The organism is Micromonospora sp. CNZ309 (genome assembly GCF_002846525.1).
Genome location: NZ_PJNG01000001.1, coordinates 3,988,622 through 4,002,754 on the forward strand (window position 1 = coordinate 3,988,622; position 14,133 = coordinate 4,002,754).

A 14,133-nucleotide genomic window follows, 5' to 3' on the forward strand; every position below is an offset into this window, starting at 1 on the left:
CTCCGACGAACGGTTGCGCTGAGTAACCCTGCCCACCCCCGGGTCGGGGGTAGGGCGAGCCCTACCCCCGACCCCCTGAACGTGCCGGTCAGCCCATCCGGCCGAGGGCGGCCCGGAGCCGGGCCAGGTCGCGGCGGCGCCGCTCGTAGGTGGTGGCGAGCCCGATCAGCGCGAGCCCGCCGACGGCCAGGAAGATCCACCGGGGCAGCAGGTCCCAGCCACGGACCAGCTCGTGCAGCGCGAGCAGCGCCAGGGTCACGCCGCCCAGCAGCACCGGCGCCTGCCAGCGGCGGGTCGCCCCGGCCAGCACCGCGCCGAGCGCGGCGACGCCCAGCAGCAGCCGCCGCCACGGCTGGGGGTCCGGGGCCACCAACACCGACACCAGGCTCGGCAGCAGGGCGGCCGCCAGCCCCGGGCCCAGCGCCAGCCAACTGGTCAGCCCGGGCCGGGTACGCAGCGCCACCACACCCGCCGCGAGGGCCAGCGCCGCCGCCGGCACCGTGTAGGCCTCCAGCAGCGCCACGTCGCCGGCGGCCAGCAGCAGCCAGCCGCCGAGCAGCTCGCTGCCGCCGGCGATGCCCGCGAAGACCCACCGTCGGCCCGACGACTCGCCCCGGCGCAGCACCCGCAGCGCGACGGCGGCGCCCCACAGCACGCACACCGCCGCGGCGTGGCGCAGCGAGCCCACCGCGAGCAGCAGCGCGACCAGTGCCACCGCCTGGGCCGCCGCGTCCAGCGCCACCGCCACGGGACGCCCCCGGCGGACCGGTACGGCAGCCGCGGCGGCCAGCGTGAGCACCGCGACGGCGAGCACGCTGAAGGCGGCCGTCCGTACGGGCAGCCCGCCGGCCAGCGGCGCGACGACCGCCAGGCCCGTCGCGGCGGCCACCGCGACCAGGGCCCCGGACAGCCGGGCGTCGTCGCGGCGGGCGGCCACGCCGACGACCGTCGCCGCGACCACGAGCACGCCCAGGCCGGCGATCGTGCCCGCCCGGGTGGCGAGCAGCCCGAGCAGCCCGGACGCCGCCAGCACCAGCCCCACCGGCACCCCGACCGGGGCGAGCAGCGGGCGCGGCGCGGCCAGCGCGGCGGCCAGGACCAGGGCGACCCCGCCGAGCAGCGTGACGACCGGCAGCACCGGCCACGGCACGCCGGCGGCCACCAGCAGCACGGGCAGCGCCGCCGCGACGAACGGCACCGCGACCAGCCCGGCCCGCCACCAGGCGGCGCCCGCCGACGGGGCCGCCTCCTGGGCGGTGGCACCGGGCCGGACGAGCGGGGCAGCGGCACCGGGCCGGACGAGCGGGGCGGCGGCACCGGGCCGGACGAGCCGGCCGGCCAGCACCCCGGCCACCGCCAGGGCGGCCAGCGCCAGCCCCACCGGGAGCGCGTCCGGATCGGCGCGGACCGTGGGCGCACCGGACCAGGGCGGCACGTCGCCGTACGGGGCGACGAGCGCCGTCAACGTCACGGGTACGGCGGTGACGACCGAGACCACGAGCAGCCCGACGCCGGCCACCCGCAGTGCGACGTCCGCGCGCGCCGCACCGCCCAGCGACGCCAGCAGCACCGCCACGGCGGCGTAGAGCGTCACGGGTTCGTCGGCCGGTACGACCACCGGCGCCAACCCGACCGCCGGGAGGGCCACGGCGACCCCGACGCAGGCGTACGCCCCCAGGTCGGGCCAGTGCCGGCGGACCGCGAACAGCCCCACGGGCAGCAGCGCGACGGCGGCCAGCGCCGCCCGCGCCTGCCACCAGGCCGGCGCACCGGCGGCGAACAGGGCGACGACCGCGCCGGCCGGCACCGCGAGCGGCACGACGGCCAGCGCCGTGCCGGCCATCCGGCGCTGCGCGGGCGTGCCGCGCCGGCCGGCGGCCGCCACGGCTGTCCCCGCGACCAGCACCACCGCGAGCGCCGCCCCCGCCCCCGCGGGCGCGGCGAACCCTACGACAAGTGCGTGCCCGAGCAGGACGGTCCCGGCGCCCCCCGCCGCCAGGACCGTCCAGGACCGTACGCCCGGACGGCCCACCGCGACGGCGAGCAGGCCCACCGCCGCCACCAGGTCCACGGCCACCACGGCGGGCCAGGGCGACGGCCAGCCGGCGGGCACCGCCAGCGCGACGGCCGCCCCGCCGATCGCGGCCAGCGCCGGCCGTGCGGGCCTCGGCAGCAGCAGCGCCAGGGCGGCCACGGCCAGCGCGATCACCACCGGGAGCTGCCATCCCCGGCCGAGGTCGGGCCCGGCGTCGGCCCCCTGCCACGGCGGCAGCGACCGGCCCGCGGTGACGCCGGCGAACGCGACGGCCAGCAGCACGGCGAGCTGGGCCGTCACGCCGGCCACCAGCAGCGCGCCGGCGCGGGGGCCGGTCCGCCACCCGGCGGGCAACAGCCGCACCGCGCCGGCCAGGGCCACCACGACCAGCGCCGTGAGCAGCGGCGACAGGCCCAGCTCCGCGAGCGGTCGGACCACCGCGCCGGCCAGCACCGGCACCAGCAGCGCGGCGGCCACGGCGCGGAACACCGCCCCGCCGGTGAGCAGCGCGGTGCCGAGCAGCGTCAGCGCCACCAGCAGCAGGGGCGCCCCGGCCAGCAGCGGGACGCCTGCGGCCCGGCCGACGGTCAACGGCACGAGCGCGCAGCAGGCGGCCACGAGCAGCGCGCCGGCGTGCCCCACCCAGGCGAGGACGCGCCCGGCGAGGACCGCCGGCCGCTCGCCCGTCGGACGGGCCGGCACGCCGGCCGCAGCCGGAGTGCCGCCCACCGCACCGGCCGCCGTCGCGGCCTCGCTCGCCGGGCCGCCCCGGCGGCGCAGCGCGACCAGCACCGCCAGGTCGAGCAGCGCCACCCCCAGGAAGACCATCGACCAGCCGGCGGCGTCCGGCCGGGCGTCGGCAGCGAGCAGGGGCAGCACCGGCTGCGCGGTCAGCAGGGCCGCGAACCACGGCACGGTCAGCCCGCTCAGCCGGGCGTACCCGGCCGCGACAGCCGCGCTGGCCCCCCCGACCAGCGCGGCGTACCGGGTGCCGGGCCAGTCCGCCACGCCGACCAGGTCCACCGACCAGGCGGCGTACCCGTCGAGGAGCACCAGCAGCAGGCCGACGGCCGCGAAGGTCTCCGCGGTGCCGCGCAGCCCGCGCCGTACCGCCACCAGGGGCACGGCCAGGGCGAGCGCGGTGAACGCGAACAGGATCAGGGCCCGGCCGGCGACCCCGACCGCCGCCCAGGCGACCGCCGTGAAGACCACCGCGGCGGTGCCCAGCAGCAGCCCACCGAGGACGAAGAGCAGGCTCTGCACCGTACGAGTGGAGGTCTCCGCCCCGCCGACGCCGACGGGCACCGGGGCGACCGGCCCCCGGCCGGGCCAGGCCGGCGTCGGGGTGCTGGCCGGCGGGGTCACGCCCGGCGCGGGGCGTACCGGCGCGGGGGCTGCGGCGGGCGCGGGGCGTACCGGCGTCGTGGTCGCGGGAGCCGTCGGGCGCGGCACGGGGAACTCCGCGCGGATCGCGGCGGCCAGTGCCGCGCGGCGCTGCCGGGTCGCGCCCAGCCGGTCGACGAGCCCCTGGTACGCCGCGCGGGCCCGCTCGACCTCGCCGCCGAGCGCGACGATCTCCCGGTCGAGCCGGACCACCTCGGCGGCGGCCGGGTACGGCGGTCGGCCGCAACCGGAGCAGCCGGAGCCGAGATCGGCCGACGCGCCGCAGGCGGGGCAGGGATAGCCGGTGTTCTGCACCCGGCCATCATGGTGGCCGGGAGATCACCTGAGAAGAGTGCGGATACTCAGGGCCGGGTGTGCTCGTGCACCCAGGTGGCGTAGCCGGGGTCGCCGCTGTCCACCCGGGTGACCAGGATCTCCGGCACCTCGTACGGGTGGCTGGCCCGGATCTGCTCCACCAGCGCGGCGGCCCGGTCGGGCGCGGTCTTGAACTGCACCGACCACTCGGTGCTGGTCTCCACCCCCTCACGCCACCAGTAGGTGCTGTCCACCTGACCGCCCACCTGTGCGCAGGCCGCCAGCCGACCCGCGACGGCCGCCGCCGCCATCACGTCGGCGACCGAGCGGGCGTCCACCACCGTCGTCACCACGCAGATCTGGTCCACCAGCGCACCCTACGCGGCACCGTCCCGATTGGCCGCGATCCACTCGTCGATCCGGGCCCACCAGTCGAAGAGCCAGTCGATCCGCTCCTGCCGGCCGGCCGGTACCTCCTCCGGCGGCACCGACCAGAAGCGCATGGTGATCCGCTTGTCCATGGGTAGTTCCCGCCACACGTCGCCGATGGTGAGCATCCGGTCCAGGCCGGTGTGCGCCACGAAGATCACCCCGGCGTCGGGGGCGGCGTCCAGCGCGGCGAGCAGCCCGCCCGGCTGCGGGGCGAGCACGTGGCGCAGCCGTTCCGCGCGCCGCGCCATCCGCTCCAGGCCGAGACCGCGCAGGCGGTCGATGGCCCGCAGCCGGCGGCCGGGGGTGAAGTTGCCGCCCTCCGGGAAGATCACGAAGGCGTCGTCGTCGTCCAGGCCCTGCGCCAGGTGCCCGATCTGCTCGGTCACCGATCCCCGGCCCTCCGGGCCCGGCGCGAGGAAGCGGTTGGGCAGCCGGTTGAGCAGCACGTCGACCGCCGGATCCCACTGGAGGCTGTCCTTCAGCACGATCCGCGGCTCGCGGTTGAACCAGTTGACCAGGGCGTGGATCAGGATGAACGAGTCGCCGGGGCCGGCGTGCCGGCAGAGCACCAGCTCCGGCCGGCCGGGCAACGCCGTGTCGGGGTCGGTGCCCACCACGTCGATGTTCAGGTGCAGCGCCCAGCGGGCCTGCCAGAAGAGCACCCGCAGGAACCAGCCGGCGAGCACGTAGTGGGCCCGCTGGAAGCCCGGCGACCGGACCTGCCAGCCGAAGCCGGAGGCCACCCAGAGCAGGAAGAGCGCGAGCAGCGCCGCCGCGTCCCAGACCAGGTAGACGCAGCCGAGCCAGAGCAGGCGCAGCGGGCGGAGCCGGCCCGGGACCAGCGGCGAGACGGCCGCCGCGAGCAGCGCCCAGACCGGCAGGGTCGTCACCACCAGGAAGGCGAGCAGCACCACGCCGGGGGCCAGGAACAGCCGGCGTGCCCACCGCGGCGGCAGGGGCATCAGTGGTCCAACTGCGTCGCCAGGTAGCGCCGGGAGGCCGTGTAGGCGCGGCTGATCCGCCGCCCCACGGCCGCCATGTCCCGGTAGGCCCACGGCGTGTCGTCGCGCGGCTCCAACCCCCCGGTGGGCAGCACGTGCACCTCCACCCCGTCGGGCAGGGCCGCCATCTCCCGGGCGAACCGGTGCCGCCGGGCGATCTCGAACGCGACCTGGGCGATCTCCCAGGGCCGCCGGGGCGGGCTCAGCTCCCGTTCGATCCGGCCCACCTGGAGTACGAAGATGCGCTTCGCGCCCACGGTGACCGCCTCACCGATCGGGATGGAGTTCACGATGCCGCCGTCGATGTAGTGCTGGTCGTCGATGCGGGCGGGCGGCAGCAGTCCCGGCACCGAGGCGGAGGCGAGCACGGCCGGCACCAGCGGCCCACTGTCGAACCAGTGCTCGGCGGCCCGCTCGATGTTGGCCGCGCAGCAGCGGAAGGGCACCTGGAGGTCGGCGAAGGTGGTCTCCGCGCCCAGCTCGGCCTCCAGCAGCTTGCGCAGCGGGCGGGGCGAGTGCAGGTGGGTACGGGCGGCGAACCGGCGCAGTTGGCGGGCCACCGAGTCGCCGTACACCTCGCTCGCCTCCGGCGAGGCCCAGAGCCGGACCAACCGGTCGGTGACCGCCTCGGACGGTTCGGCGGCGACCAGCGCGCCGTTGACCGCCCCGATCGAGGTGCCGAGCACCACGTCGGGCCGGATGCCGGCCCGGAACAGCGCCCGCAGCATGCCCACCTCGACCGCGCCGAGGACTCCCCCGCCCCCGAGCACGAACGCCACCGGTCCCCGCGACATGGCTTCATCCTGGCACGGGCGCGAAAGGGGCCATCCGGTGCCGCCCGGCGTGGTAGCCCGGGCGGCACCGGCGGTGGGGTCCCGGTGCCACCCGGGAAGGGTCCGGCCCCGCGAGTAGCCGACCGTTGACAGGCCCGACACATTCACGCAACCTGATAGCGCTCCCACAGCGAGGCAGGTGCTATCCGTGAAGCCAGCACTGCACCCCGGCCGGTTGCTGGCCCGCCGGTACCGGCTCCTCGACCAGATCGGCGCCGGCGGCATGTCGGTTATCTGGCGGGCGCACGACGAGGTGCTCGACCGGGTCGTGGCGCTGAAGGTGCTCGCCCCGTCGCTCGCCGCCGACGCCCGCTTCCGCGACATGGTGCGCGAGGAGGCCCGCGCCGCCGCCCAGCTCGTCCACCCGCACGTCACCTCGGTGCACGACTACGGCGAGACGGTCGCGCCCGACGGGTCGATCACCTCGTTCGTGGTGATGGAGCTGCTCGCCGGTGAGGAGCTGGAGGTCCGCCTCACCGAGGGGCCACTGCCGTGGGCCGAGGCGGTCGAGGTCGGCGCCCAGGTGGCGGACGCGCTCGCCGCCGCCCACCGGCTCGGCATCGTGCACCGGGACATCACCCCGGCCAACGTGATGATGACCCGGGCGGGGGTCAAGGTGCTCGACTTCGGCATCGCCACCCGCATCGGCGCGCCGGACGACGACGAGGACGGCGGCACCTTCGGCACGCCCGCGTACGTCGCGCCGGAACGCCTCGACGGGGCGCCCGCGCAGCCGGCCACCGACGTGTACTCCCTCGGCGTGCTGCTCTACGAGGCGCTGACGGGTCGGGTGCCGTACCCGGCGGACACCTGGGAGCAGCTCAGCGAGGCGCTCGCCGGTGACGGCCCGCCCCCGCTCACGGACATGCCGGGCCTGCCGCCGGAGGTGGCCCGCACCTGCCTGCGCTGCCTGGAGCGCGACCCGCTGGATCGCCCCACCGCCCGCCAGGTCGCCACCATTCTGCGCGACCAGCTACTCCCCGCCGATCCCCAGGCCGCCACGATGCTCGCGCCGACGGTCACCCTCCCGACACTGCCGCCGCCAGCGGGTGCCTCCACCCCGCCGATGGCCGGACCGGCTGAACCGGCGGAACAGAACCGACCGGCGGAACCGGCCGGGACGACGGGACCGGGCGGCGCAGCGGGACCGGCCGGGACGACGGAACCGGCCGGGACGACGGAAGGGCGCGGGACGGAGCAGGACGGCGGGGCCGAGTCGCGCAGCGCCCGGCTCGCCCGGGAGCGCCGGCGACGCCGCCTGCCCCGGCCGGTGCTGATCGTGCCGGTCGTACTGCTCGTGGGGGTGGCCCTGGCCGTGCCCGCGATCCGCCAGGAGGAGACGACGCCGCCACGGTCGCTGCCCACCACGGGCCCGTCCGATCCGCCGGCCACTTCCACGCCGACGGCCGATGCCGCACCGCCCCCGGCGGCCTCCCCGCAGCCGACGTCCGCCGCGCCGGTCGCGCCCCGGCCGACCCCGTCGCCCCCCGGACGCGACGACCTCATCGAGGCGGCCAACCGGGTCGACGGGCTGATCGGCGCGGGGCTCGACGACGGCGGGATCCGGGCCGACGTCGGCCTCGACTTCCGCAACGAGCTGCGTAACCTGACCGACGCGGCCCGCGCCCGCTCGGGCGACCTCGGCGAGCGGATCGCCCGGCTGCGCGAGAAGGTCGCGGTCCGCCGCGGCGAGGGTGCCGTCACCGACGCGTACGCCCGGCGCCTCGACAGCGCGATCAGCGCGCTCGGGGCCGCCCGCGTCTGACGGCGGCCGTCAGCGGGCCCGGGCCCGGACCGGCTCCCGGGCCGCCCGGTCCGGGGCCGTCCGCGCGATGAAGCGGCGGTACACCTCCTCGTAGCCCGTGGCCATCCGCTCCGTGGAGAAGCTCTCCGCCACGTGCGCGACGCAGGCCGCCGGGTCGAGCTCCGTCGCCGCGCGCAACGCGCCGGGCAGCTCGTCCACGCGCTCGCAGATCAGGCCCGTCCGGCCGGACCGGACGAGTTCCGGCACCGCCCCCCGGTCCAGCGCCACCACCGGCGTGCCGGTCGCCATCGCCTCCACCATCACCATGCCGAAGGGTTCGTCCCACTGGATCGGCATGATCAGGCAGCGGGCCTCGACCAGCAGCCGCAGGGCCTCGGCCCGGTCGGCGTCGAGCACCACCCGGACGTCCTCGCCGAGCAGGGGCCGGACCACCTGGTCGTAGTAGCGACGCTCGGCCGGCTCGTTGCACTTGCCCGCCAGCACCAGCGGCAGGCCGGCCTCCCGGCACGCCCGGATGGCGAGGTCCGGGCCCTTGTCGGGGCTGAACCGGGCCAGCCAGAGCACCGGCCCCCGCCCGGGTGCGCTCTTGTGCGGCACGCCCCGGACGTCCATCGCGTTGTGCACCGTACCGACCCAGCCCAGCGCCGCGTTCAGGCGGCGCTGGGCGTGCGAGATGGCCACCAGCCCGACCCCCCGGTCGGTCTCGCTGAGCACGTCGCCGTACTCACCCACCGGGTTGCCGTGCACCGTGGCCACCGTCGGCACGGCCCGGTGGCCGGCGATCAGCGGGCCGATCGTCGTGTGGTCGTGCACGACGTCGAAGTCCCCCGCGTGCACGCGGTGGTTGACCCGGGCCAGGTGGGCCAGCTCGGGCAGCGCCTCGCCGAGCCGGTCGAACTGGAGTTCGGGCACCGTGGAGACGAACGCGGCCGCCGTGCCGTGCTCCTGGCCGGCCCCGAAGACGGTGACGGCGTGACCCCGGTCGACCAGCGTCTCCACCAGGCCGGTCACCACCTGTTCCAGGCCGCCGTAGCCGGGCGGCGGCACCGACAGCCACGGCGGCACCACCATCGCGATCCGCAACGGCCGCGCTGCCGATCGGTCGGGCGACGGACGGTCGACGGCCACGGACACCTCCCAGTCGGTCACTGCTGTGGAGCACCGGCCGCCCCGCCGCGACCGTCCCCCGGCCGCGCGGGCGGAATCGGCGCCGGTTTCCCGAGGGCGGCACCACTAAACGGGACGCCGTGGGCGGGTCACCCGCCCACGAGAAGACGGTCCCGCACCGCCCGCACCCCCTCGGCCGACCACGCCACCCGCTCCGCCTCGTCCCGCTCCCACCAGGAGCGGACGACCCCGGTGAGCACGACCGTGTCCCCGTCCAGCTCGACGGTCACCCGCTCCGTACCGATGCCCCGACCCAGCGCCCGCTGGAGGTCGCGCCGGGTCCGACCGGTGTCGGGACGGGTGACGGGCCGCACCTCGACCAGGTTGGTCACCCCGCGTACGCCCCGCAGCCGGCGCAACTCCCGCTCGGCGGTACGCCGCTGCCAGCCGAACTCGACCTCGCCGCGGAGCATCACCCAGCCGTTGGCGACGGTGACGTCCAGCCGCTCCGCCGGGACGAAGCTGTCCCACTCCAACGCCCGGCCCGCCGCGATCGCGATCTCGGCGTCCGTACGCCCCGGCTCGCCGGGCAGGCGCACCTCGACGTCGTCGGCGACCGCCCGCACCCCCCGTACGCGCTGCGCGCAGCGTTGCGCCGCCCACTTGCGCGCGTACGCGTCGACCTGCCCGGTCAGGGTGACCACGCCGCCGTCGACGCTCACCCCGATCTCGTTGGGCTGCACCTGGGCGTCCCAGGCCAGCTCGTCGAGCACGTCCCGCTGGATCCGCTCGTCCGTCCGGTCGGCCGCTGCCGTGGTCATCGCACCCCTCCGTACGCCTCGCCGGTCCTGCCTCTGCGACGGTGCCGGCGCGACGGGTGACGGCGGTTCACCCGCACCGGGTGAACCGCCGTCGAGAGTGAGCGGCGGGTGACGGAGCCAACCCCCTTGGCCCCGCCACCCGCCGCCGGAGGGAGGAGGAATGTCTTCGGTTACCGGTTACGACGTCTCGGCGAGCGTCACGGTTGCCCTGGCCTCGGTGCCGTTGCGCTTGTAGGTCACCTCGACCCGGTCGCCGACCTTGCCGGCCTGCACGGCGCCGACCAGGTCGTCCGAGTCGTTGACCACCTTGTCGCCGAACCGGGTGATCACATCGCCGCGCTGCAACCCGGCCTTCTCGGCGGCGCTGCCCGGCGTGACCGCCGCGACCAGGGCGCCCCCGCCCTCGGCGGCGGTCACGCTGACCCCGAGCGACGGGTGGCTGACCTTCTCGCCGCGCTGGAGCTTGCCGGCCACGTCCTTGGCCTTGTTGCTGGGGATCGCGAAGCCGACGCCGATGTTGCCGCTGCTGCCCTGCCCGGCGGTGGCGATCGCGGTGTTGATGCCGATCACCTCGCCCCGCGTGTTGACCAGGGCGCCGCCGGAGTTGCCCGGGTTGATCGGCGCGTCGGTCTGGAGCAGGCCGGCGATCGAGGAGGCGCCCTGGTTGGGCTCCTGCCGCTGCTCGCCGCTGCCCGCCTGGATGGTGCGGTCCCGGGCGCTGAGGATGCCGGCGGTGACCGAGCCCTGCAGGCCCAGCGGGCTGCCGAGGGCGAGCACCTGGTCGCCGACCTGCATCGCGTCGCTGTCGCCGAACGTGGCGGCCTTCAGGCCGCTGACGCCGTCGGCCTTCACCACCGCCAGGTCGGTCTTCGGGTCGGTGCCCCGGATCTGGGCCTGGGCGGTCTTGCCGTCGGCGAAGGTCACCACGACCTTGCCGTCCGTGGCGGAGGCGATCACGTGGTTGTTGGTGAGCACGAAGCCGTCGGCGGTGAGGATCACGCCGGAGCCCTCGCCGTTGCCGGTCGCGATCGACACGACGCTGGGCTGCACGGCGGCGGCGATGCGGGGCAGGTCGGCGCCGTTGATGACCGGCGCGGCGGAGTAGGTGCGGGTGATGCCCGAGTCGCCGTCGACGGCCAACGCGAGCGCCCCACCGGCGACGCCCGAGCCGAGCATCAGCGCGAAGACCGCCACCCCGGCGCCGGCGAACTTGGCGATCCGGCCGGGCCGGGGGCCCGTCTGCGGGGCCGCCCAGGGCGGCACCGGCTGGCCGGAGGGGTGCGGCTGGTGGCCGTACGGCTGTCCCGGCTGGCCCCCGCCGCTCCAGCCGGACTGCTGGCCGTACCAGGGCCCGCCGGGCTGACCCGCGAGGTGCGGGTGACCGGGCTGACCGGCGGCGTACGGGTGGGCGGGCTGACCCGGCTGGTGCTGGCCGGGCAGCGGGTACTGCGGGGCTGGCGCGAAGGGGCCCGGCGGGGCGGGCGGGGCGGGCGGGCCGGCGGCGTCGGGGGCGCGGGCCGGCCCGGCGGCGGACGGGGCGCCGTCGCCGGTGGTCGCGCCCGGCTCTCCGGCACGCGGTGCGTCGCCGCCGGCCGGGACGGATCCACCGGCGGCAGGGGCGGCCGCGCCGGCGGGATGCGTGGTGAGGCCGACCGTGGGGGCGTCGCCGGACGTGGTGGCGAAGCCGACGGTCGGGGCGGAGTCGGACTGCGCGCGCTCGGCGCGCGGCAGCTCGGCGGTGGGGTGCGACGGCTCGGCGTCGGGGTGGGCCGGCCGGCGCTGCGGGTCGGACTCGTGCTCGGTCATGTGTCCACCTTGACGCGCACCACTGCGATCCGCCTGGAACCGACCTGAATGTTGGCTGAAAGTCACTCGCCATCGCCCTCGACGTACGGCACCAGCGGGAGTCGGACCCGGAAGGTCGCTCCCCCGCCGGGGGTCTCGGCCACCTCGACCGTGCCGTGGTGGGCGCGCACCAGCGCCGCGACGATGGCCAGGCCCAGCCCGGTGCCGGTGTTGCCGCCGGCCCGCCGGGTACGTGCCGCGTCCACCCGGTAGAAGCGCTCGAAGACCCGCTCCGCCTGCTCCGGGGTGAGCCCGGGACCGGTGTCGACCACCTCCACCACGGCCAGGTTGCCCGGCTCGGCCCGCAGCCGCAGGGTCACCCCGGCCTCCGGCGGGGTGTGCGTCAGGGCGTTGGTCATCAGGTTGCCGATGACCTGGCGCAGCCGGGCGTCGTCGCCGTAGACCACCAGCGGGCCCGAGCTGGGCGCCACCTGCAGCTCGATCCGGCGCTCGGGCGCCGTCACCCGGGCGGCCTCGACCGCCTCGCTGGCCAGCACCGGCAGCTCCACCGGGGCGAGGGCGAGCGGTCGCTCCCGGTCCAGCCGGGCGAGCAGCAGCAGGTCCTCCACCAGCAGCCCCATCCGGGCCGCCTCCTGCTCGATGCGCCGCAACAGGTCGGCGGTCTGCTCCGGCGCGCTGGCCGCACCCTGGCGGTAGAGCTCGGCGAAGCCCCGGATGGTGGTCAGCGGGGTCCGCAGCTCGTGCGAGGCGTCCGCCACGAACTGCCGCATCCGCTCCTCGGAGCGCCGGGCCCGCGCCTCGGAGGCCCGCGCCGCGCCGGCCGCGTCCCGGGCCACCGCCTCGGCGGAGCGGGCGGCCAACTCCGAGGCCGCCCGCGCGGTGAAGGCGACCTCGATCTGGTTCAACATGGCGTTCAACGCCCGGGAGAGCCGCCCCAGCTCGGAAGTGGGGAAGGGCTGTCCCTCCTCCGGGTCGGGCACCCGCCGGGTGAGGTCGCCGCCAGCGATGGCCGCAGCCGTACGCTCTATCTCCACCAGCGGTTTCAGGCTGGTCCGCACGATCGCCGCGCCGATGGAGGCGAGCAGGATCAGCACTGCGGTGCCAGCGAGCACGTCGATCCAGACCAGGCGCTTGACCGCTAGGTCCACGTCGGTGAGGTGTTGCCCCACTGCACCCATCTGTCCGTTCGGCAGCTGTGTGTAGAGCATCCGCCAGCGGCTGTGACCGTCGCGGGAATGGACGGTGAAAGGCTCGCCGACCAGCTCCGCGAAGCCCTGCTCCGTCGTCGGCCACGGTGGCAGGTCCTCCGGGCGCAGGTTCGGGTTGAAGTAGCCCGCCCTCGGCTCGCCGTTGACGACCGCTAGCACGACGAACTCGCTGGGCAGGCCGAACTCGGTGGACCTGCCCTGCAGTAGCAGGTCCACCGCCCGGGACATCGTGCTCTTGGCGAGCCGCAGGTCCTCGTCGACCTGTCCCTCCAGGTAGCTGCGGAGGAAGAAGGTGGTGGAGACACTGATCACCACCAGCGCTCCGGAGACCAGGGCGAGGACGGAGGCCACCAGCTTGAGCCGTAGCGGCACCCCGCGCAGCTGGGCCTTGCCCTGGTCGAGCGGTTTCACGCCGCCGGCTTGCGCAGGACGTAGCCGACGCCCCGCAGCGTGTGGATCAGCCGGGGCTGGGTGTTGTCCACCTTGCGGCGCAGGTACGAGATGTAGGACTCGACGATGTTGTCGTCGCCGCGGAAGTCGTAGTTCCACACGTGGTCGAGGATCTGCGCCTTCGACAGCACCCGGTTGGCGTTCAGCATCAGGTAGCGCAGCAGCTTGAACTCGGTCGGCGAGAGCTGCACCCGCTGCCCGGCCCGGTGCACCTCGTGGGTCTCCTCGTCCAGTTCGAGGTCGGCGAAGGTGAGCCGGGAGGGTGCCTGCTCGCCGCTGCTGGTGCGTCGCAGCACCGCCCGGATCCGGGCGGTCAGCTCCTCCAGGCTGAACGGCTTGGTCACGTAGTCGTCGCCGCCCAGGGTGAGCCCGCGGATCTTGTCGTCGGTGGCGTCGCGGGCGGTGAGGAAGACCACCGGCGTACGGGTGCCGCCCTCGCGCAGCATGCGGATGACCTCGAAGCCGTCCAGGTCGGGCAGCATCACGTCGAGCACCACCAGGTCGGGCCGGTGGTCCTTGGCGGCGTTGAGCGCGGCGCTGCCGCTCGTCGCGGTGGCCACGTCGAAGCCCGCGAAGCGCAGGCTCGCGGAGAGCAGTTCGAGGATGTTGGGGTCGTCCTCGACGACGAGCAGTCGCGCCTCGGTCTGGGTAGCGGCCATGCCGCCCATCATCCGCGCTCTCGCTGCGTCCGCGCTGGGCACTCGCTGGAAAGAACCTGTGAGACGGTCGTCGCTCAGCGCAGCAGCCGGCGCAGCCCGTCCAGCGCGCCGTCGAGCAACCGGGCGGCCGTACGCAGCTGCACGTCGCTCGGCCGGCGGGCCCGCACCAGGGCGGCCGCCTCGGCGGCGAAGGCGGCCAGTCGCTGGTCGAACTCGTCCAGCGGCGTCGAGGCGGGCTCGGGCGCCGACGACGGGCCGGCGGGGGGCGCCGGTGCGGGACCGGGCGAGGGGCGGGCGTCGGTCCCGGGCCCGGGGACC

10 protein-coding genes are annotated in these 14,133 nt (G+C 76.3%); 1 reads left to right on the forward strand and 9 read right to left on the reverse strand.

Features of this window, described 5'->3' with window-relative positions; genetic code table 11:
• Positions 1–88: 88 nt before the first annotated feature.
• The 4 genes from CLT72_RS16425 to CLT72_RS16440 are packed head-to-tail and all read right to left on the reverse strand — an operon-like array spanning position 89 to position 5,960.
• Positions 89–3,733 carry an SCO7613 C-terminal domain-containing membrane protein gene (locus CLT72_RS16425; RefSeq protein ID WP_101412597.1) on the reverse strand — a complete coding sequence of 1,215 codons (3,645 nt, stop codon included), beginning with the start codon at positions 3,731–3,733 and terminating at the stop codon, positions 89–91.
• 47 nt (positions 3,734–3,780) lie between these two features.
• On the reverse strand, positions 3,781–4,101 hold the full coding sequence (gene cutA, locus CLT72_RS16430) for a divalent-cation tolerance protein CutA (protein ID WP_088998604.1): 321 nt from the start codon (positions 4,099–4,101) through the stop codon (positions 3,781–3,783).
• A gap of 9 nt (positions 4,102–4,110) precedes the next feature.
• A complete protein-coding gene (locus tag CLT72_RS16435; RefSeq protein ID WP_101412598.1) occupies positions 4,111–5,127 on the reverse strand; it encodes a 1-acyl-sn-glycerol-3-phosphate acyltransferase in 1,017 nt (338 codons plus the stop codon).
• The gene (locus CLT72_RS16440) at positions 5,127–5,960 is read right to left on the reverse strand and encodes a patatin-like phospholipase family protein (RefSeq protein WP_101412599.1); all 834 of its coding nucleotides are present in this window, start codon (positions 5,958–5,960) and stop codon (positions 5,127–5,129) included. Before CLT72_RS16440 ends, CLT72_RS16435 begins: the two co-directional genes overlap by 1 nt.
• A gap of 187 nt (positions 5,961–6,147) precedes the next feature.
• Here CLT72_RS16440 and CLT72_RS16445 point away from each other — a divergent pair, with 187 nt between their 5' ends.
• Positions 6,148–7,764, forward strand: coding sequence for a serine/threonine-protein kinase (locus CLT72_RS16445; protein WP_101412600.1), 1,617 nt, complete (start codon positions 6,148–6,150; stop codon positions 7,762–7,764).
• 9 nt (positions 7,765–7,773) lie between these two features.
• Here CLT72_RS16445 and CLT72_RS16450 read toward each other — a convergent pair whose 3' ends face one another.
• The 5 genes from CLT72_RS16450 to CLT72_RS16470 all read right to left on the reverse strand — a co-directional run bounded on the left by CLT72_RS16450 (position 7,774) and on the right by CLT72_RS16470 (position 13,815).
• The gene (locus CLT72_RS16450) at positions 7,774–8,835 is read right to left on the reverse strand and encodes a glycosyltransferase family 4 protein (RefSeq protein WP_101415213.1); all 1,062 of its coding nucleotides are present in this window, start codon (positions 8,833–8,835) and stop codon (positions 7,774–7,776) included.
• A 185-nt stretch (positions 8,836–9,020) separates the two neighbouring features.
• Positions 9,021–9,692: a BON domain-containing protein gene (locus tag CLT72_RS16455; protein ID WP_101412601.1), complete on the reverse strand. Its 672-nt coding sequence runs from the start codon at positions 9,690–9,692 to the stop codon at positions 9,021–9,023.
• A gap of 177 nt (positions 9,693–9,869) precedes the next feature.
• Positions 9,870–11,498 carry a S1C family serine protease gene (locus CLT72_RS16460; protein WP_101412602.1) on the reverse strand — a complete coding sequence of 543 codons (1,629 nt, stop codon included), beginning with the start codon at positions 11,496–11,498 and terminating at the stop codon, positions 9,870–9,872.
• Positions 11,499–11,560: 62 nt separating this feature from the next.
• Positions 11,561–13,117 carry an ATP-binding protein gene (locus CLT72_RS16465; RefSeq protein WP_101412603.1) on the reverse strand — a complete coding sequence of 519 codons (1,557 nt, stop codon included), beginning with the start codon at positions 13,115–13,117 and terminating at the stop codon, positions 11,561–11,563.
• Entirely contained in the window at positions 13,114–13,815 is a 702-nt protein-coding gene (locus tag CLT72_RS16470) for a response regulator transcription factor (RefSeq protein ID WP_089003225.1), read from the reverse strand. The genes CLT72_RS16465 and CLT72_RS16470 overlap by 4 nt, the downstream gene beginning before the upstream one ends.
• Positions 13,816–14,133 lie beyond the last annotated feature (318 nt).

Coding starts and splice junctions, on each gene's coding strand:
- CLT72_RS16435 (WP_101412598.1), bottom strand. CDS start 5,127: ATGCCCCTGCCGCCGCGGTGGGCACGCCGGCTGTTCCTGGCCCCCGGC.
- CLT72_RS16440 (WP_101412599.1), bottom strand. CDS start 5,960: ATGTCGCGGGGACCGGTGGCGTTCGTGCTCGGGGGCGGGGGAGTCCTC.
- CLT72_RS16450 (WP_101415213.1), bottom strand. CDS start 8,835: ATGGTGGTGCCGCCGTGGCTGTCGGTGCCGCCGCCCGGCTACGGCGGC.
- CLT72_RS16455 (WP_101412601.1), bottom strand. CDS start 9,692: ATGACCACGGCAGCGGCCGACCGGACGGACGAGCGGATCCAGCGGGAC.
- CLT72_RS16460 (WP_101412602.1), bottom strand. CDS start 11,498: ATGACCGAGCACGAGTCCGACCCGCAGCGCCGGCCGGCCCACCCCGAC.
- CLT72_RS16470 (WP_089003225.1), bottom strand. CDS start 13,815: ATGGCCGCTACCCAGACCGAGGCGCGACTGCTCGTCGTCGAGGACGAC.